The 18,600-nt window shown below is 69.2% G+C and carries 16 protein-coding genes; 5 read left to right on the top strand and 11 right to left on the bottom strand.

Annotation, left to right across the window (positions count from 1 at the left end; all coding sequences use genetic code 11):
- Window positions 1-186: 186 nt before the first annotated feature.
- A complete protein-coding gene (locus M4I32_RS05925; protein WP_319033548.1) occupies window positions 187-1,887 on the bottom strand; it encodes a thiamine pyrophosphate-binding protein in 1,701 nt (566 codons plus the stop codon).
- Window positions 1,888-1,889: 2 nt separating this feature from the next.
- Complete coding sequence (locus tag M4I32_RS05920; protein WP_319033547.1) at window positions 1,890-2,795, bottom strand: amidohydrolase family protein; 906 nt, start codon at window positions 2,793-2,795, stop codon at window positions 1,890-1,892.
- 193 nt (window positions 2,796-2,988) lie between these two features.
- On the opposite strand from M4I32_RS05920, the gene M4I32_RS05915 reads away from it, so the two are divergent.
- The 3 genes from M4I32_RS05915 to M4I32_RS05905 all read left to right on the top strand — a co-directional run bounded on the left by M4I32_RS05915 (window position 2,989) and on the right by M4I32_RS05905 (window position 5,872).
- Entirely contained in the window at window positions 2,989-3,873 is an 885-nt protein-coding gene (locus M4I32_RS05915) for a siderophore-interacting protein (protein ID WP_319033546.1), read from the top strand.
- Between the two features lie 107 nt (window positions 3,874-3,980).
- On the top strand, window positions 3,981-5,315 hold the full coding sequence (locus M4I32_RS05910) for an aminomethyl transferase family protein (protein WP_319033545.1): 1,335 nt from the start codon (window positions 3,981-3,983) through the stop codon (window positions 5,313-5,315).
- Between the two features lie 86 nt (window positions 5,316-5,401).
- Window positions 5,402-5,872, top strand: a complete 471-nt coding sequence (locus M4I32_RS05905; protein WP_319033544.1) for a MarR family winged helix-turn-helix transcriptional regulator — start codon at window positions 5,402-5,404, stop codon at window positions 5,870-5,872.
- On the opposite strand, the gene M4I32_RS05900 is transcribed toward M4I32_RS05905, so the two are convergent.
- From M4I32_RS05900 to M4I32_RS05885, 4 genes are all read right to left on the bottom strand, one after another.
- A complete protein-coding gene (locus M4I32_RS05900; protein ID WP_319033543.1) occupies window positions 5,869-7,158 on the bottom strand; it encodes an ATP-binding protein in 1,290 nt (429 codons plus the stop codon). The genes M4I32_RS05905 and M4I32_RS05900 overlap by 4 nt on opposite strands.
- A 58-nt stretch (window positions 7,159-7,216) precedes the next feature.
- The gene (locus M4I32_RS05895) at window positions 7,217-8,566 is read right to left on the bottom strand and encodes an aminomethyl transferase family protein (protein ID WP_319033542.1); all 1,350 of its coding nucleotides are present in this window, start codon (window positions 8,564-8,566) and stop codon (window positions 7,217-7,219) included.
- A gap of 102 nt (window positions 8,567-8,668) precedes the next feature.
- Window positions 8,669-9,568 (bottom strand): formyltetrahydrofolate deformylase, encoded by a 900-nt coding sequence (gene purU / locus M4I32_RS05890; protein WP_319033541.1) that lies wholly within the window; start codon window positions 9,566-9,568, stop codon window positions 8,669-8,671.
- A 159-nt stretch (window positions 9,569-9,727) separates the two neighbouring features.
- Window positions 9,728-11,086, bottom strand: a complete 1,359-nt coding sequence (locus M4I32_RS05885; protein ID WP_319033540.1) for an aminomethyl transferase family protein — start codon at window positions 11,084-11,086, stop codon at window positions 9,728-9,730.
- 108 nt (window positions 11,087-11,194) lie between these two features.
- On the opposite strand from M4I32_RS05885, the gene M4I32_RS05880 reads away from it, so the two are divergent.
- Together M4I32_RS05880 and M4I32_RS05875 are read left to right on the top strand one after the other, a co-directional pair.
- Window positions 11,195-11,746: a MarR family winged helix-turn-helix transcriptional regulator gene (locus M4I32_RS05880; RefSeq protein ID WP_319033539.1), complete on the top strand. Its 552-nt coding sequence runs from the start codon at window positions 11,195-11,197 to the stop codon at window positions 11,744-11,746.
- A gap of 7 nt (window positions 11,747-11,753) precedes the next feature.
- Complete coding sequence (locus M4I32_RS05875; RefSeq protein ID WP_319033538.1) at window positions 11,754-12,680, top strand: phosphoribosylaminoimidazolesuccinocarboxamide synthase; 927 nt, start codon at window positions 11,754-11,756, stop codon at window positions 12,678-12,680.
- Between the two features lie 12 nt (window positions 12,681-12,692).
- On the opposite strand, the gene M4I32_RS05870 is transcribed toward M4I32_RS05875, so the two are convergent.
- From M4I32_RS05870 to M4I32_RS05850, 5 genes are all read right to left on the bottom strand, one after another.
- Window positions 12,693-13,709, bottom strand: coding sequence for a LacI family DNA-binding transcriptional regulator (locus M4I32_RS05870; protein ID WP_319033537.1), 1,017 nt, complete (start codon window positions 13,707-13,709; stop codon window positions 12,693-12,695).
- Between the two features lie 15 nt (window positions 13,710-13,724).
- Entirely contained in the window at window positions 13,725-15,188 is a 1,464-nt protein-coding gene (locus M4I32_RS05865) for a glycoside hydrolase family 1 protein (protein ID WP_319033536.1), read from the bottom strand.
- A gap of 71 nt (window positions 15,189-15,259) precedes the next feature.
- Window positions 15,260-16,177 carry a carbohydrate ABC transporter permease gene (locus M4I32_RS05860; RefSeq protein WP_319033535.1) on the bottom strand — a complete coding sequence of 306 codons (918 nt, stop codon included), beginning with the start codon at window positions 16,175-16,177 and terminating at the stop codon, window positions 15,260-15,262.
- Window positions 16,174-17,211, bottom strand: a complete 1,038-nt coding sequence (locus M4I32_RS05855; RefSeq protein ID WP_319033534.1) for a sugar ABC transporter permease — start codon at window positions 17,209-17,211, stop codon at window positions 16,174-16,176. The genes M4I32_RS05860 and M4I32_RS05855 overlap by 4 nt, the downstream gene beginning before the upstream one ends.
- 82 nt (window positions 17,212-17,293) lie before the next feature.
- Window positions 17,294-18,571, bottom strand: a complete 1,278-nt coding sequence (locus M4I32_RS05850; RefSeq protein ID WP_319033533.1) for an ABC transporter substrate-binding protein — start codon at window positions 18,569-18,571, stop codon at window positions 17,294-17,296.
- Between the last annotated feature and the right edge of the window lie 29 nt (window positions 18,572-18,600).

The following is an 18,600-nucleotide window of genomic DNA, read 5'->3' as shown; positions in this document are numbered from 1 at the left end:
TCCCTGATCGGAAAGGCATTCTCTCTTTAACGCGCCGCAACCCTTCGCACACCTATCGGTGGATCCAGGCTCAACGACCGGGAGCGTCGCTCGCTCAACGACCGGGAGCGTCGCTCGCTCGACGACCGCGGTTGCGTTCGCTGGTTCACCGGGTGGCTGCGCTCGCGCGGCCACCCGGTGACCAGGTCAGCGGGTGACCGAGACGTTCAGCACGGCCGTGGTGCCGGCCTTGACCGCCTCGACCGCCTCACCGAGAAGCCGGTCGAGCTCCGAGCGGTCGTCGACGGCCGCGTGGAACATGTCGAACGGGGCTGCGAACGCCGAGAGCTCCGGCTGCGTCGACAGGTCGACGCCCAGGTGGTTGTCGGTCTGCACCGCCGAGCCCTCGGGATAGAAGCGCAGGTGATTCATCTTCATCGACAGGTACTTCTTGTTATTGAAGATGACGATCAGCAGCGGAAGCCCGAGGTCCTTGGCGGCCAGCAGCGACTGCACGATCGGGTTGTACAGGTACGCCCCGTCGCCGATGGTCAGGATGACGAGATCGTCCTTGACCGCGAGCTTCACGCCCAGCGCGACCGCGATGCCTTGACCGAGCCCGCCCTGCACGTAGAAGAACGAGTCGGGACGGTCCCAGCCCACGTGGCGCTGCACGACACGACCGTGCGTGATGGTCTCATCGACGATGACCGCCGACTCCTCCCGCACCACGTCGCGCAGCCGCGTGGCGAGCAGGACAGGATCGATACCGGATGCCGCCTCGGCCTTGGCCTCCATCGCGCCCGTCTTCGCCGCCCATTCGTCATGGAAGCCCTCGACGACGGAGCGGCGACGCTCTACCGTGGCAGCATCCGCGAGGCCGAGGGTGCTCTCGCGGAGCTGACCCAGCGTCTCGGGCAGCGAACCCTCGAGATAGTGGTCGGCGTTCAGCACCTGGTAGACGATGTGCGGACGCTGCGGCACCTCGTCGATGACCACCATCTTGGCCTTCGCGGGCCGACGGCTGGGCGGATAGAAGGGCGCCCGGCAGTTGACCAGCAGGATGAGGTCGGCCTCGTCGATGTGCGGGTCGAGCTCGGAGCCGAGGTGCATGACGCTGTCCTTGGACAGGTTCGCACACACCGCGGAGGCCGGTTCGATCACGCCGACGCCCAGCTCCTCGGCGAGGGCCGTCAGCGCCTCGTAACCGCCCTCTTCGCGACCCGCCGTCTCGGTGATGATCACCGGGCGCTCGGCCTCGGCGAGCAGGCGGGCGACGGCATCCACGTCTTCGGGGGCGCTCAGACGGCGCCCCTTCTGCACGATGGGCTTCGGGTCGACCGGCGGCTGCGTGGGCTCGAGCAGGATCTCGAGGGGCACGTTGAGGTAGACCGGGCCCGCCGAGGCGCGACCGGCCAGCTCGCCCGCGCGGGTGACCATCGTGTGCAGCGTGGAGACGCTGCCCACCATGTTCGACCACTTCGTGAACGGCTGCGCGACGTGGTGCGGCCCACCCACGATGGAGAGGTTGCGATACCACTGGCCACCGGGGTCTTGTCCGTCGCCGTCACCGTAGGTGATCGACTCGGACGAGGCCACGACCATTCCCACGCCCGCGAGCAGCGCGCCGTGGATCGCCGTGGCGCCCTGCAGCAGACCGGGGGCCGCGTGCAGCAGCACGGCCTGCACGCGACGGGTCACGAGACCGTAGCCCGTCGCCATGCCGACGGCGACCGTCTCGTGGGTGAGGTCGAAGTAGACGGGAGCGGGCGAGCCCTTCGCCTGGCGACGCGCGAGCGCCTCCCAGGCGGGGGCCCACTCCGACCCCGGCGACGAGAAGATGTACTCGACGCCGAGGTCGTTGAAGGCGGCGATCAGCAGTTCGCCGCCGTCATATGTTCCTGCCACGCTCACTGGTCCTGCGTCGTAGTGCCGCTCGTCGCCCCGGCCTTCTCCGGCTCGGGGATCGGCCAGTTCAAGCATTCGCTGATCCCTCGTCCCATGATCCACTCCAGCTCCTCGGGAGAGAAGGAGTAGTACTTCGTGAACTGCTCGATCGTGTCGGTCCACGTGAGCCCGTGGCCGAGCAGGCGCGTGATGTCGGTGCCGAAGAAGCAGCGCTCCGGACCCATCGCGTCGACCATCTGGCGCACGTACTTCTCGATGTTGAGGTTCGGGAAGCGCTCGGTGGAGTACCCGGGCAGTGCGGACACCTTGACGTAGATGTTGGGGTGCTTGTGCAGGTCGGCCGTCTCCTGCACCCAGTACCCGATCGCGTCGTCGACGCAGCGGGCCATGATGCCCATGTGGTCGATGATGATCTTGAGGTTGGGGTGCTTCTCGGCGATCTTGCCCAGCTCGGCCTTCCAGATCGGTGCGTGCACCATGGTCGGGATGCCGAGCTCTTCGGCGATCGGCCAGTACCAGTCGTTGGTGCCGTCGATCATCCAGTTGCGGTCCTGCGGACGGTGGAACGTCAGGCGGGTGCCCTTGATGTAGGGGTTGTCCTTGATGAAGTGGAGAAGCTTCTCGCCCTCCTCCTGATCGTTCTGCGGGATGCGGGCCATGATCCCGAAGCGGTCGGGGTACTGCTCCGACGCCTCGAGCGCATAGTCGATGCGGTCGCCCTCCCAGGAGGGCGGCAGGATGAGGGCGCGGTTGACGCCGGCCTCGTCCATGAGCGAGATGGCCTCTTCGGCGAGGAACGCCTCTTCGCGGTGTCCGTTCAGACGGATCCGCTCACGAGCCCCGGGCACCCAGGGGCGGTCGGGCGTCTCTTCTTTCCAGAGGTGGATTTGGGAGTCAACGATGAACAAGTTCGGTCTTCCTTCGGTCAGGACCTGCGGTCGGGCGTCGGCGTCCCTGCATCGGCTCCGCCGCCTGGGCTCGGTCGCTCCAGTACAAGCGACGCTAACCGCCGCGGCACCGCCCGATCCAGACGCACGATCGCATCTTTAGGTGAACCGATCGTGGGCGCGCACACCTCGGAGACGGTGGTTGGCTGGGCACATGACCGATCAGACCCCTTCGCGCGTCCGCCGCGCGCCGGCGGACGACGGGCGCTTCGCACGAGAGGGCGGCCGCCTGCGGTTCACGGCCCGCCATGCCACGGTCACCGCCGTCTCGCGGCCGGCCCCCGCACTCGTGCGCGTGACGTTCTCGGGCCCCGACTTCGCCGACTTCGAGAGCAACGGACCCACCGACCATGTGCGGCTGTTCTTCCCCGACCCGCTCACCGGCGAGCTCGTCGCACCCTCGCCGGTCGGCCCGGGCGAAGACGGGATCGTCCGCCCCGAGCAGCCCTCGATCGCGCGCGACTTCACGCCGCTGGCCCCGCGGCGCGGAGAGTCGGGCGAGGTCGAGGTGGACGTCGACTTCTTCGTGCACCCCGATCCCGGGCCCGCCTCGTCGTGGGGCGAGCACGCGCGCCGCGGCGACAGCCTCGTGATGGTGGGCCCGCGTGGCTCCAAGCGGGCCCCGCAGGACATCGACGGGCTCGTGCTCGTCGTCGACGAGACATCGCTGCCCGCCGCGGCGCGCTGGGTGGCCGAGGTACCGCCGGCGACGCGTATCGAGATCCTGGCGACCGTGAACGACCCGGGTGCGTGGGTCGCCGACTATCTGGCGGCCCAGACCGAGCAGCCGTTCGGGCTGCACCTGCTCGCGCCGGATGCCGATGGCTCGAACGCCGTCGAGGCGCTGCGCGCGCTCGACATCGGCGAGGGCACGTTCGTCTGGGCGGCGGGCGAGGCCGGCACACTCGTGCCGATCCGCCGCCACCTTCGGCGCGACCTCGCCCTGCCGCGTGGGCAGGCCCTCGTGAGCGGCTACTGGCGGCGAGGGACGACGGCGTTCGATCACCACTCCCCGGTCGATCCGGACGATCCGGACTGAACACCCGACTCGCCCGAGGGGCTGGTCTCGCTAGTTTCAGATGACTTACACTCGTCGAAGAACCGATTCGGCGCGCGGACGCGTCGATAACAGGCAAAGGAGCCGTCATGTCGTGGGATTTCGTGAGTCTGCAGCAGGGCATCGATGACGCGGGGTCGCCGATGCGACTGCTGTGGAAGCCCGACGCGGGGCCGTGGAAGCCCCCGGTCGTCGCGGACGAGTACGTCGGGTGGGCCGCGGAGCAGGAGGCCTGGCGATCGGGCGTGACTCTGGCCGACCTCTCGTATCACATGTCCGACACCTTCCTGCGGGGCCCCGGTGCGGCACAGCTGCTCAGCGACGTCAGCGCCAACAAGATGGACGTCTTCGAGATCGGGCAGGCCAAGCAGTTCGTTCCGGTCGCCGCGGACGGCAACATCATCACCGACGGGATCCTGCTGCGTGACGGAGCCGAGTCCTACGTGCTCTCGGGTGTCCCGGCGGCTCAGAACTGGGTCAAGTACCACGGCGAGCAGGGCGGCTACGACGTCGAGTTCGAGACGGACCCCGACCGCTCGTTCACACCGGGGGACCCGCGCCTGTTCCGCATGCAGGTGCAGGGACCGGCCGCGCTCGAGCTGATCGAGATCGCCTTCGGCGGGCCGATCCCCGAGACGAAGTTCTTCCACTCCACGCCGGTCTCACTCGCCGGCGCGGACTTCCGCGCGCTGCGCCACGGAATGGCCGGCCAGGCGGGCTACGAGTTCATCGGCGACTACGCGGACCACGATGCGGTCAAGTCCGCGCTGCTCGAGGCGGGGGCCTCCCTCGGCGTCGTGCACGTGGGTGCGCTGGCCTACGCGACCAACGGCATCGAGTCGGCCTGGATCCCCACCCCGACACCTGCCGTGTACACCTCGCCAGAGCTGGCGGACTATCGCCGCCATCTCGGCCTGTTCACCTACGAGGGCCAGAACCCCCTCTACGGGAGCTTCTACTCCGACGACGTCTCCGACTACTACACGAACCCCTGGGAGCTCGGCTACGGACGGTCGATCTCGCTGAACCACGACTTCATCGGCCGTGATGCGCTGAAAGCCGCGAAGGAGTCCACCGAGCGCACGAAAGTCACGCTCGAGGTGGATCCCGCCGACGCCGAGGTGATGTTCGGCTCCGCGCAGACGTACGGCAACAACTACGGTCGGCACCGCGTCGAGGCGAACGGTGCGCTGGTCGGGCTCACCTTCCAGACCGCGCGCATCGCCCCTCTCGGCACGGTCCTGGCGCTCGCCCTGGTGCGCTCCGACCAGTCGACTCCGGGCACCGAGGTGGAGATCGTCTGGGGAAACCACCCGGGCCATGGCACAGCGCCCGACGCCGACCTCGGCTTCGCCCGCATCCGCGCCACCGTGCGACCGGCGCCCTACAACGAGTACGCGCGCACGGCGTACCGCCGCGACTGAACCCGTCCGCCGCCCGCATCGCCCCGGCCCCACGCGTGTGGGCTAGGCTCCCCGCTGGGGCGAGGCGACAGGAGAAGGGGCCGGGGATGGCAGAGGCGTCGACGGAATCCGTCTGGATGGGGGGCCTGCCCTACCGGCTGTGGCGGGCCAACCAGGTCGTCACGCGCCACGTCGCGACCGCGATGGAGGATCTCGGGGTCACGGTGACGCAGCTCGGGATCACGATCCACATCGACGAGCTCGGCAACATGTCGGCGTCCGACCTCGCGCGCCTCTTCCGGCTCACCCCGCAGAGCGTGACGACCGCGCTGAATCGACTCGAGCAGCTGGGATGGGTGTCCCGGCTGCCGCATCCCTCACACGGCCGGGTGATCTGGTACGAGGTGACCGAGGCGGGCAGGGCCGCAGCGCACGAAGGGCGCCGGCGCATCACCGCTGTCAATGCCGAGGTCGACGCCCTGCTCTCGCCCGGCGACCACGACGTCTTCGTTCGAGGGCTCGGCGCCATCACGGCACAGCTCGACGGCGCGGAACTCCCGCAGACCGTCGCCCGCTAGAGCCGGGCGATCGTGTCGATGTCCTCCAGGAAGGCAGCGGCCGCCTCCTCCGAGACCGTCGCGCGGGTCGCGCGGAGTGCTGCGAGGTAGTCCGCGCTCCCGAGCTGATCGTCCGCGATGTTCTCCTCGCCGTTCCGCAGCGCCCGCGCCAGCGCCTCCTGCGACGCGCGACGCGCCGCATACTCGATGTCGGCGGGGGTGAGACCGGCACTTGCCGCGACCAGCGCATCGAAGTCCATCGCGGGTGCGGCGGAATCCGGGACGTAGCGCGCCCAGATGGCACGGCGCGCGAGCTCATCGGGGAGGCCGATCGGCAGCACGTAGTCGAAGCGCCCGTGTCGCAGGAAGGCGGCATCCAGCGACCGCACGAAGTTGGTCGCGCACACCAGCAGCCTGCCCTCGCTCTCGCGGAACTCGGCGACGGACTTCAGCAGCTCGTTCGTCACGCCCTGTGTGGGCGACGGCGGCTCCCCGCCCCGCCGGGAGGCGATCTCCTCGACCTCGTCGATGAAGACCACGGCGTGCTCGAGTTCCGCGATCGTGTCGAAGGTCGATCGCAGCGCGGCCGCCATCCCGCCCGTCGCGTCACCCAGCCGCGACGGGAACAGCTCGACGAACGGCCAGTCCAGGCGTGATGCCACCGCTCGCGCGAACGTCGTCTTGCCCGTTCCCGGCGGGCCGAAGAGCATCACGGCCCGCGGCGGCACGACGCCGAAGCGGTCGGCGATCTCGGGATTGCCCAGCGGGATGACGAGGCGTTCCTCGAGAAGGGCCTTCTCGTGCCGCATGCCCGCGACGTCCTCCCACAGGTGCCGGGGGAGCACTCTTCCCCCGACGGCTTTGAGCAGATCGATCTCGCGCCGCTGCACGGGCATCTTGCGCTCGAGGTAGCGCAGCCGGTTGCGCACCTCGAACCCGTTGGAGGTGAGCGCCGAGACGTTGTCGTCGTCGCCCGGCACGAGCACCGACAGCTTGCCCAGCCCGAGCGGAGCCATCCGGCGCTCGAGGGTGTCGAGCAGCGCAGCATCCGTCGCGTCGTCGAAGCTGGTTCCGAAGAAGACGATCCACCCCTGCGCGTGGGCGGCGCGGCCGATCGCCGCGCCGATGACCCGTTCGTCGCGCATCGCGACCACCGCGTGGTCGGCGTGGCACGAGGCGATCACCTCGGCGAGCGAGTAGACGGGCGATTCCTCCTGCGCATGCGCGGCCTGCCAGAGCCGCACGATGCCGTCGACGTCATCGTCGTGGAAGTCGCGGATGTGCGTGCGGCTCGCGTTGTTCGCCATTGACTCTTCTCCGTGCTCGAACCCCCGGCGGAAGGAGCCGCCGGGGGACGATGAGGGCCTACAGTACCGCGGCCCGGTACGCCGTGCGCGCGTACTCGTTGTAGGGCGAGGGCTGCACGGTCGCCCGGATGCGGGGGAATCCCAGGTCCGCATCGGGGGCGGTGCCGTGCCCGGGGTGCTCACCCCAGACGACCTCGACCTGCGTGCCGGGCGCCGCCGCCTCGAGATCGACCAGCGACAAGGCAAGCATGCGGTCGAGCGGTGCGATGGTGGCGGTCCAGAACGTCATGCCCACCAGCTCACCGCCCCGCTCGATGCGGTACCGACCGTACGAGTAGAAGTGGTCGAGGTCGGCACCGAACACCCGTGCCACGTCGTCCGCGTCGAACTCGAGCGTGACCCGCGTGCGCCGCACCTCGTCGCGCGCAGCCTCCAGCGCGTCGCGCCCGATGAAGTCGTGGTTGAACGAGACCGACCGGCCGTAGCCCAGCTCCCAGGGCGAGATGTAGAAGTCGGCGATGTCATCGGAGTAGAAGCTGCCGTTGAGGGGCTTCTTGCCCTCGTACGAGAAGGCGGACAGGCTGCGTCGGTAGTCCTCCAGCCGCGGATCGTTGTAGATCGCCGGGGTCGGGGTCGGGATCCACCCGCTCTCGACGCCGTTGGTGAAGTACGCCTTGCCCCCCACGTGGGTGAGCCCGAGTGGCTCGCCGGCGGCCATCAGGGCGTCCTTCACGGCGTCGTAGTCGGCGTAGTCGCCGATGAACTCGTAGCCGGCCTGTCCGGCCATCCCGTGGCGCAGAGCCCGCACCGACCGGCCGTTGAGGGTGGCGATGTGGGAGTGGAAGAACTTCGTCTCGGGCAGCGGACCGCCGAATGCGCGCGCCACGAGGTCGAGCGCGAGGGGTCCCTGGATCTGGAAGCGGAAGAGGCTCGGGGCGCCCTCCTTGCGCACGGAGGAGTCGGCGTTCGTGTCGTACTCGACGTCGTAGCCGCCCTTGTCGGCGTGGTACTTCACCCAGCTCTGCGACGCGGGCACACCCGTCAGCGTGTACCGCTGCTCGGCCTCGCGCAGCAGGATCCCGTCGACGATGATGTTGCCGTCGTGCGCCACGGGCACGAACTGCTTCGCCTGTCCGACGGCGAACGATGCGTAGTTGTTGGCGCTGACGTCACTGAGCAGGCGGGTGGCGTCGGGCCCCTCGATGACGGTGTCCGACATGTGGAAGGACAGGTCCGAGATGGCGACCGTCGAGCGCCATGCCTCCTGCTCCGCCGCCCATCCGGCGTACTCCTGCTCCACGACCGGAACCCGCCACGGCTCCGCCCCCGGCTTCCAGAGCAGCTGCATCGGCGAGCCGGCGCGGTCGATCGCGTCCTGCAGGGTGGGTGCGCCATTCGGTGCGTTCATTGTTCGTTCTCCTCCTCGAGATGTGTCCGGGCGGTTCAGGACGCCCGGAAGTCCTTGTTCCACTGCGACGTGGCCGTCGGCACGCAGGTCGTGGGCGCGACGTCAGAAGACGACGGTCTCGCGGCCGTTGCGGATGACGCGGTCCTGGCAGTGCCAGGAGACCGCGCGGGTGAGGACGGCGCGTTCGACGTCGGCACCGCGGCGCTGCAGGTCGGCGGCGCTGTCGGCGTGGGTGACGCGCACGACGTCCTGCTCGATGATGGGTCCCTCGTCGAGGTCCTCGGTCACATAGTGCGCGGTGGCACCGATCAGCTTGACGCCGCGTTCCTTGGCCTTGCGATACGGACCCGCCCCGATGAAGGCGGGCAGGAACGAGTGGTGGATGTTGATCACCGGCACGCCGACGTTCGCGAGGAAGTCCGACGAGAGGATCTGCATGTAGCGCGCGAGCACGACCAGGTCGACGTTTCCTGCCAGCAGCTCGACGATGCGGGCCTCGGCCGCCGCCTTGTCGGGCCCCTGTGACGGCACGTGCAGGAACGGGATGCCGAAGGTGCGCACATCCTCGGCCACGCTCGTGTGGTTGGAGATCACCATCGGGACGGTCATCGGGATCTCGCCGCGCCGCTGGCGCCACAGCAGGTCGAGCAGGCAGTGGTCCGACGTGGACGCGAGGATGGCCACCCGCTTCGGCACCGAGCGGTCCGCGATGCTCCAATCCAGGCCGAGTCCTCTGCCGAGTCCCTCTTCGAGAGAGGCCTCGAGGTGCGGCCGGACAGCGGGGAAGTCATCGACGTGGAAGACCGTGCGCTGGAAGAAGCGACCGCCGAGCGGGTCGTCCGTGTGCTGGTCGAGCGAGACGATGTTCGCCCCGTTCTCGGCGAGCGCGCTCGAGATCGCCCGTACGATCCCGGGACGGTCCTCTCCCTGGACGAGCAGGATGCCCTCGTCCGCCGGCAGGTGCAGGCCGACGTTGGGCGTGCGTGGTGCCACGATCGTCATCGTTCGCGCTCCTTTGAGTATCAGATGCCTGGAACTCTAGACGGTGGGGCCTGCCGCGGGTAGGCGTTGAGGCTGCGAGTGCTGCCACCTTCGGATGCACGATCCGCGAAGAGCGGGGCGGCCGTCCGCCGACGGGCCGTCCCGCTCTGTATCCCGGCGCTACTTGTGACCTGAGCCCTGCGTGCTCTCGGAGAACGGCCGCGCGATGACGGTCGCCTTGATCTTCGTCTGCGTGTGCCGCTCCACGGCCGGGTTGTTCGACCCGCCGTTGGGCTCACCCCAGACCAGCTCGACCTCGTCGCCGATCTGCGCACCATCGCTCAGCATCCCGAGCGAGAACCATCCGCGCACGTTCGCGGTGTAGACCGAGAGCGACGCGATGCCGACGAGCTCGCCGTCCTTCTCGATGCGATCGAACTGCGACGCCGTGTAGAAGGCGGCGGGCATCTCGATGTACTTGTAGCGCTCGTCGCCCTCGTTGTACATGCTCGCGAACACCTTGGCGACGTCGTCGCGATCCCACTTGATCCAGCCCTTGCGGCGATGGGTCTCGCCCTCGCGGCGCTCGAGCGCCTCACGCCCGATGAAGTCGTGGTCGAACTTCGTGATGTGCGTGTAGCCGAGGTCCCACGGCGTGACGTAGTAGTCCTCGATCCGGTCCGAGACGAAGCTGCCGCCGAACGCGAGGTGCCCCTCGAACGCGCGGGCGTCGAGCCACTCGCGATACGGCTTCATCTCGTCCTGGCTGTAGATGGCGGGCAGCGTGTTCGCGATCCAGCCGGACTCGGCGGCGACGGAGGCGTAGGCGCGGCCCCCGACCTGCGTGATGCCGTGTTCGGCGCCAGCTTCGAGCAGGGTCGCGCGAACGCCCTCGAGGTCCTCGTAGGGACCGAAGAACTCCAGGCCCGGGAAGCCGGACATGCGGTGGTTCAGCGCCGTGACCTCGTACTCGCCGACGTTGAACGTGCCCATGTGGAAGAACGTGATCTCGGGCAGCGGGCCGCCGTTGACCTTCTCGAAGATCTCGCCGGCGGTGGGGCCCTGCAGCTGCAGGCGGTAGAACTCGCGCTGCTTGTCGCTCTGAACCGAGCGCTCGTCGCGAGAGTACTCGACGTCGTAGTAACCGGTCGCGGCGTGGTACTGCACCCAGTTCAGTGCCGGCGGGCGCCCGACGATGCGCACGTGGTTCTCGGCGAGGCAGAACAGGATCGCGTCGCCGATCATGTTGCCGTCGTGTCCGACCGCGATGAGCTGCTTCGCCTTCATCGGCCCGAAACCCTTGAAGCTGTTGGCTCCGAGGTCCTGGAGAAGCTTGTACGTGTCGGGGCCCTTCACGGTCAGGTCGACCATGTGGAGCGAGAGGTCCATGAGAGCCGCGCTCTTGCGCCACGACTCCTGCTCGTCGCGCCAGTTGGTGAACTCCGGCTTGACCGGGAACTGGTATGCACCGGAGCCGCCGCTCCGCAGCATGGCCAGAGGGCCGCCCTTGCGGGTGATCTCTTCTTCGAGAGACGCCATGTGTCGTTCCTTTCGTCGAGGCCCGCGTCGGTGCGGCGCCAATGTGACAGGCTCCGATAAGTGTTACAGGTGTCTACAACATATGTCTACTCCTGATATATTCGGCGTATGCAGCCGACGGAGCGGGACGAGAGGGGCGGACCACCCCCGGAGGAGTGGGAGCACGCACTCCCCTTCGTGCTCTGGCGCGCGCAGCACGCCGTGCACCGACGGGTCCAGGACGCCCTGGACCCCATGGACCTCACCGTCACCCAGATCGCCCTCGCCGTTCACCTCGAAGAGCTGGGCCATCTCTCGGCGTCAGACCTGGCGCGGCGGTTCCGCCTCGCACCCCAGAGCGTCACCACCGCGCTTCGCCAGCTGGAGGATCGCGGCTGGCTCGCGCGCCGGCCCCACCCCGTGCACCGCAAGGTCATCTGGTACGAGCTGACCGATGAGGGCCGGGCGCGCGTGGCCGAGGGCCGCGCCCGCATGGCCGAGGTCTCCCGCGCCCTGACGGCCCTCGTCGGGCCCGTCACCGTGAACGGCCTGATCGGCGGCCTGCAGGAACTGATCGACAACGTGGAACCCGAGGGGCCGGTCGAGCCGATGTGGTCCGTGCCCACCTCCTCCCGCACGACGACCGCACCGACCGGCACCGCGCCGGGGCCTCCGCGATAATGGTCGGGTGAGCTCCTCCCCTGATCTGGCCGGCTGGCGGCACGTCTACTCCGGCAAGGTGCGCGACCTGTACGTGCCCGACGACGCCGGTGCCGCGCCCGAGCGGATGCTGGTGGTCGCCTCCGATCGCGTGAGCGCATTCGATCACGTGCTCTCCCCCGGCATCCCGGGCAAGGGCGAGCTTCTGACCACGCTGAGCCTGTGGTGGTTCGACCAGCTCGCCGGCGGCGACGGCGGCCCCGGCATCCCGAACCACCTCGTCGCGGCTGCCCGCCCGGACACAGCTTCCGGAGAGCCCCACACGCTCGTCCCGGATGCGGTCGCCGGACGCGCCATGGTCGTCCGCTCGCTCGAGATGGCACCGGTCGAGTGCGTCGTGCGCGGGTACCTGACCGGGTCCGGCTGGGCGGAGTACCGGGCGCAGGGCACGGTCTGCGGCATCCGGCTGCCCGAGGGCCTCGCCAACGGAGACCGGCTGCCCGAGCCGATCTACACGCCCGCCCACAAAGCGCCGCTGGGCGAGCACGACGAGAACGTCACCTTCGAGCGCACGGTCGAACTGGTCGGCGCCGAGCTCGCCACGAGCCTGCGGGACGTGTCGCTGGAGATCTACCGGCGGGCTGCGGCGCTCGCCGAATCGCGGGGCCTCATCCTGGCCGACACCAAGTTCGAATTCGGCGTCGATGACGCCGGCGTGCTGCGCCTGGCCGACGAGGTGCTCACCAGCGACTCCTCGCGGTATTGGGATGCGCACGCCTGGCGAACGGGCGGCGACCCCGAGGCGCGGATGGCGAGCTTCGACAAGCAGATCGTGCGCGACTGGCTGGCGGCCAACTGGGACCGCACGGGTGATCCCCCGGCGCTGCCGCACGACGTGATCGACCGCACGACGGCCCGCTACCGCGAGCTGCTCACCCGCCTGACCGGCGGCTGACGCTCACCGCCCTCAGGTCGTCTCGCGCACCACGAGCTCGGTCGGCAGGATGTGGGCGCGCGCGGCGGGCGGGTCGCCGGCGAGCACCCGCAGCAGCAGAGACGCCATCGCCTCGCCCATCTGCTCCAGGGGCTGGCGCACCGTCGACAGCTGCGGCTCGCGATCGGTCGCGACCGGCGAGTCGTCGTAGCCGATCACCGCGACATCGTGGGGCACACGGAGGCCGGCGGCGGTGAGAACGCGCATCGCGCTGCGCGCCATCATGTCGCTCGCGACGAAGACCGCGTCGATGCCGGGGTCGCGCTCGAGCACGCGCCGCATCGCGATCTCGGCCGTCTCGGTCTTGAACCCGCCGTCCTCGCTCGGCCCCTCGGGCAGCCCCGCCGCGGCGAGCGCCTGCCGCCAGCCCTCGAGCCGGTCCACGCCCGCCGGCATCGACAACGGACCGGTGATCAGCGCGATGCGCCGCCGCCCGCGGTCGATCAGGTGCTGGGTGGCCACGCGCGCGCCCGCCACGTTGTCGACATCGACGAAATGGTGGCTGTCGCTCCACTGGGCGGGACGGCCGCCGAAGACGAGGGGCACGGCGGCGCCGATGCGATCGATGAACCGGTCCTCGGCATGGTGCGAGGCGACGAGCGCACCGTCGATCGCGCCGCCGCTGGCGAAGGCTGCGGTCTTGTCGCCCGGGTCGTCCGAGGCGAGGATGAGGTTCAGCACGTAGTCGCTCGCGGCCACGCGGCGGCTGATCCCCGTGACGATGCCCGCGAAGTAGGGATCGCCGAAGAACTGCGACGGGTCCTCGGGCACCACGAGCGCGATGGCGTGCGTCTGCCGGCTGGCGAGCGAGCGGGCGGCGCGATTGGGCACGTACGCCAACTCGTCGATCGCGCGCTGCACGGCGGCGAGCGCGTCGGCGCTGACGGCGCTCGAGCCGTTGACGACCCGCGAGACGGTCGACCGCGAGACGCCGGCGCTCGCCGCCACCTGTTCGATCGTCGCCGGGGGGCGCGGCGTCTCAAGGGTCATGGCTACTCGCTCAGGTCAGCGGGATGCTGCGGGCACATCGATCGCCCGCGCGGCGATGATGCGACCATACTCCAGCCCGCTGTCCTTCACGATCCGCTGCTGTGTCTCGTAGTCGACCCGCACGATGCCGAACCGCTTGGCGTAGCCCCACGCCCACTCGAAGTTGTCCATCAGCGACCAGTAGAAGTAGCCGCGCACGTCGACCCCCGCCTCGATCGCGTCGAGGACCGCGGCCAGATGGGCGCGGACGAACTCCCGCCGCTCGTCGTCGTGCACACGCGCCTGCGCGCCGACCCCCGTCACGACGTCGTCGTAGGCGGCACCGTTCTCGGTGACGTACAGCGTCGTGCCGGCCGGTCCCGCGTACTCGCGCCAGACCCGTTCGAGCAGGCGGGTGAGGCCGGTGGGCTGCACCTCCCAGTTCATGACGGTGCGCGCCAACCCGCGCTCGTGCCAGAAGATGCCCTCGTGCGAGGGGAAGGGCGAGCGCCCCGGCCGGTCGGTGGGCGCATCGCCGGGCTGCGGAGGGTGGGCGGGAGCGGAACCGCCCACGTACTCCCCGTGGTAGTAGTTCACGCCGAGGGAGTCGATCGGCGCCGCGATGACGTCGAGGTCGCCGGGCTCGATCGCGGCCTCGAGCGCCGCGACCGCGGAGGCGTCGATGGCCCGGATGTCGTCGACGATGTCATCGGGGTACGCGCCGCGGAAGACGGGGTCGAGGAACCAGCGGTTGAACTGGCCGTCGACGCGGCGAGCCGCGTCGACGTCGCGCGCCTCGGAGGGGTCGACGGCGTCGGCGACCGTCAGGTTGAGGGTGATGCCGAGCTCGAGGCCGGCATCCCGCGCCCGCAGCTCGCGCACGACCTGTCCGTGTGCGAGCAGCAGGTGGTGGGCGGCGAGCAGCCCGTCGGTGACGCTGTAGCGCCCGGGGGCGTGCAACCCGGCCGTGTAGCTCAGGAACGACGAGCACCACGGCTCGTTCAGGGTGGTCCACACCTGCACGCGGTCGCCGAGCGCGTCGTGCACCGACATCGCGTACTCGGTGAAGGCTTCTGCGGTGTCCCGCGCGGTCCAGCCGCCCCGGTCCTCGAGCGCCTGGGGCATGTCCCAGTGGTACAGCGTGAGCCACGGCTGGATGCCGGCATCCGTCAGTTCGTCGACGAGCCGCCGATAGAAGTCCAGGCCACGCTGGTTGACGGGCCCGCCGTCGGGCCGCACACGGGACCATGAGGTCGAGAACCGGTACGTCTGCAGTCCGAGCCTCTTCATCAGGGCCACGTCGTCGCGGTAGCGGTGGTAGTGGTCGCAGGCCACGTCGCCGTTGTCGCCGTTGATCACGGCGCCCGGCACACGGGAGAAGGTGTCCCAGATGGATGCCGTGCGCCCGTCCTCGAAGGCGGCGCCCTCGATCTGGAACGCGGCGGTGGCCGCCCCGAAGAGGAAGTCGGGCGGAAAGCTGCGGGGGGCGCTCGCGGCCATGCGAACGGTCCTTCCTTCTCGGTGATCGACGCGCTCGTCGATCGGGTGCGGAGAGCCGGCGATCGGTGCGCTCACCCCTTCACCGCACCTTGCATGATTCCACTGACCAGCTGCTTTCCGGCGAAGACGAAGAGGATCAGCAGCGGCACGGTCGACAGCAGCACGCCCGCGAGCACGATCGAGTAGTCGACGAAGTAGTTGGACTGCAGCAGCGACAGCGCCACCGGCAGTGTCGGGTCCTGCCTGTCGAGCACGATGAAGGGCCAGAAGAAGTTGTTCCAGGCCGTGACGAACGTGAACAGACCGAGCATGGCGGCCGCCGGGCGGGCGGCGACCAGCCCCACTGTCAGGAACGTCCGGAACATCGAGGCCCCGTCCACCCGCGCGGCCTCGATGAGCTCGTCCGGAACGGATTGGGTCAGGTACTGCGTCATCCAGAACACCCCGAACGCCGTTGTCAGCGAGGGCACGATGATCGCGCCGATGGTGCCCGTCCAGCCGAGATCGCTGAAGAGAATGTACAGCGGCACGACGCCCAGCTGCATCGGCACCGCCATCGTCGCGATGACGAAGATCAGCAGCGGCCGGCTGCCGCGGAAGCGCAGCTTGGCGAACGCCCAGCCGGCGATCGTCGAGAAGGTGACGACGGATGCCGCGATCAGAGCGGAACTGTAGATCGAGTTCCAGAGCGCTTTCCAGAAGTTCACCGCCGGATCGTTCACGACCTGGGCGGCGTTGTCGAAGAAGTTGCCCCCGGGGATCCACGACATGGCGGGGTCGCGGATCGTGGTCGCGTCACCGGATCCGATCAGGAACGACCAATAGAAGGGGAAGACGGAGGCGATGAGCACGACACCCAGGGCGATGTAGGTCCAGATGCCGGGCCGGCGACCGCGGATGCGGATCGTTCGGGCGCCGCGGCGCCGGGCCCGTGCGTTCGGGATGTTCTCTTCGGCCACGGCCAGTGGCGGGGTTCCGAGCGAGGTCATGCGGACTCCTTCCGGCGGCGGCGCGCGGCCCGTGCGGCGGTGCGGGAGATCGCACCGCGACGGCCGTCGTCGCGCACGAGCCGACGGGTGACGAGCAGGTTGATCAGACCGATCACGAGGATGATGAGGAAGAGGATCCACGCCAGGGCGGCGGCGCGGCCGAAGTTCCACTGCCCCCAGCCGATGTCGTAGAGGTAGAGCGTGATCGTCAGCCACTGCTGCGCCGCTCCCCCGCGGCCGAACTGGTCGTACATGCGGGGTTCGTCGAAGATCTGGAGGCCGCCGATGGTCGCGGTGATGATCACGAAGATCAGCGTCGGCTTGAGCGAGGGCAGCGTGATCGAGGTGAACTGGCGGAACGCCCCGGCGCCGTCGACGGTCGCCGCCTCGTAGTACTCGCGGTTCACGGCCTGCATCGCCGCGAGCAGGATGAGCGTGTTGTACCCGGTCCACCGGAAGTTGACCATCGTCGCGATGGCGATGTGGCTCCAGAACGGATCGGTGTGCCACGGGATGGGTCCGATTCCCACGTTCCCGAGAAGCGTGTTGACGAGACCGAAGCGGTCGGCGAAGAGGTTCGAGAAGATCAGCGCCACGGCGACCGGAGCCACGACGTAGGGCAGCAGCACGCCCATGCGCCAGAAGGTCTTGGCGCGGATGTTGCGGTCGAGCAGCGCCGCGATCGCGACGGCCGCCACGAGCTGCGGCACCGACGACAGCAGGAAGATGCTGAAGGTATTGCGCAGCGCCGTCCAGAAGTGGGGCTGCTGCAGGATCCAGATGTACTGGTCGAACCCGACGAAGGTCCCCTCGCCGCGCACCAGGTCCCACTCCTGGAACGAGATGACGGCGGTGAACGCGATCGGGAACAGTCCCGTGATCGCGAACAGCAGGAAGAACGGCGAGATGTACAGGTAGGGCGAGAGCTTGAGGTCCCACTTGCTCAGCCGCTGACTGAACGAGAGCACCCGCGGCGAACGCGGCGGGGGCGGGGCCTGCTCGGGGGCGCGCGGCGGGGCGGCGATGGCGGTCACGGCGGGGTCCTTGTCGACGAGGGCGAGTCGGGGCGGGCCCGGGGGCGGATGCTGCGGCATCCGCCCCCGGGGACCGTCGGTCTCAGAAGGCCGATACCTCGGTCACCCAGGTGTCCCAGGACTCCTCGGGCGATTCGAGACCGTCGAACGTGCGCGTGACGGCGTTCTGCAGGGCGTCGTGGAACTGGAAGTACTTCGGTCCCTTGTAAGGCGAGACGGTCACGGCCTCGGCGCGCTCGACGCCGATCTCGCCGGTCGGCGCGTCGTTGAAGTACGGGTTCGTGAAGCCGGTCAGCTCGGGGTCCTCATAGGCCTCGACCTGGCTGGGGAACGTGCCGGCGTTCGCGAACGCCTTGACCTGCTGCTCGGGCGCCGTCAGCCATGCCGCCAGCTCTTGCGCGGCCTCGACGTTGGCCCCGTTCGCGGGCACCGTGAGGTACGAACCTCCCCAGTTGCCGCCGCCACCGGGGAACACGTCCGCGATGTCCCAGCCCTCGACGTCGGGGGCCTCTCCCGAGATGATGCCGTGCATCCACCCGGGGCAGAGCATCGCCGCGAACTCGCCGTTGGCCATCGAGGCGTACCAGTCATCGCTCCACTGGCCCGGGAAGGCGGCGATCGGGATCGCCTTCTCGACGACGGTGTCGTATGCCTCGCGGATCTCGGGGTTCTCGGTGGCGATGATCGCGCCGTCGGGCTCCTCGTACGTGTACTCGATCTGGTTCACGATGCCCTGCAGCACGGAGTTGGCCGAGTCGATGAAGGGCTTGCCGGTCTCATCGACGTACTGCGCGCCCACGTCGAAGAACGTGTCCCAGTCCCCGGTGAACAGCTCGGCCACGGCCTCGCGGTCGCTCGGCAGCCCGGCGGCCTCGAACAGGTCCGAGCGGTAGCAGATGGCCTGCGGACCGATGTCGGTGCCGTACGCGACGAGATTGCCCTCGGCATCCGTCGCGGCCGCCTCCTTCCAGTCGAGCCAGCGGCCCTCGAGGTCGTCCTGCACCGGAGCGAGCAGGTCGGAGTACTGCATCATCTCGGCGAACCAGTCGATCTCGACGGCTTCGATGTCGGCGAGGCCGGTCTTGCCGAGCTTCTGGAAGTAGTTGGCGCGGGCGTCGTTCGAGGTCGCCGCGCGATTGTGGACGATCTCGACGCCGGGGTTGGCGTCCATGTACTCCTGGAGGAGCTCGTCGGTGTAGCCGAAATCGTTGAAGGTGGCGACGGTGAGGGTCGTGGTGCCGTCGTCGTCACCGGCGTCGGCACCATCCGATCCCCCGCCGGCGCATCCGGCGAGGACGAGGGCCGCGGACGTCGCGGTGGCTCCCGCGAGCATGAGGCGCCGCTGTGCGCGTGTGATCACTGTTCACTCCTTTGTGTGATGGAGGCCGC

Origin of the sequence: Microbacterium sp. LRZ72, from assembly GCF_033792225.1 — a bacterium.
In the GTDB taxonomy this organism is placed as follows: Bacteria; Actinomycetota; Actinomycetes; order Actinomycetales; family Microbacteriaceae; genus Microbacterium.
The sequence above is the reverse complement of the archived record's forward strand: the minus strand, read 5'-3'. Positions and strand labels throughout refer to the sequence as shown.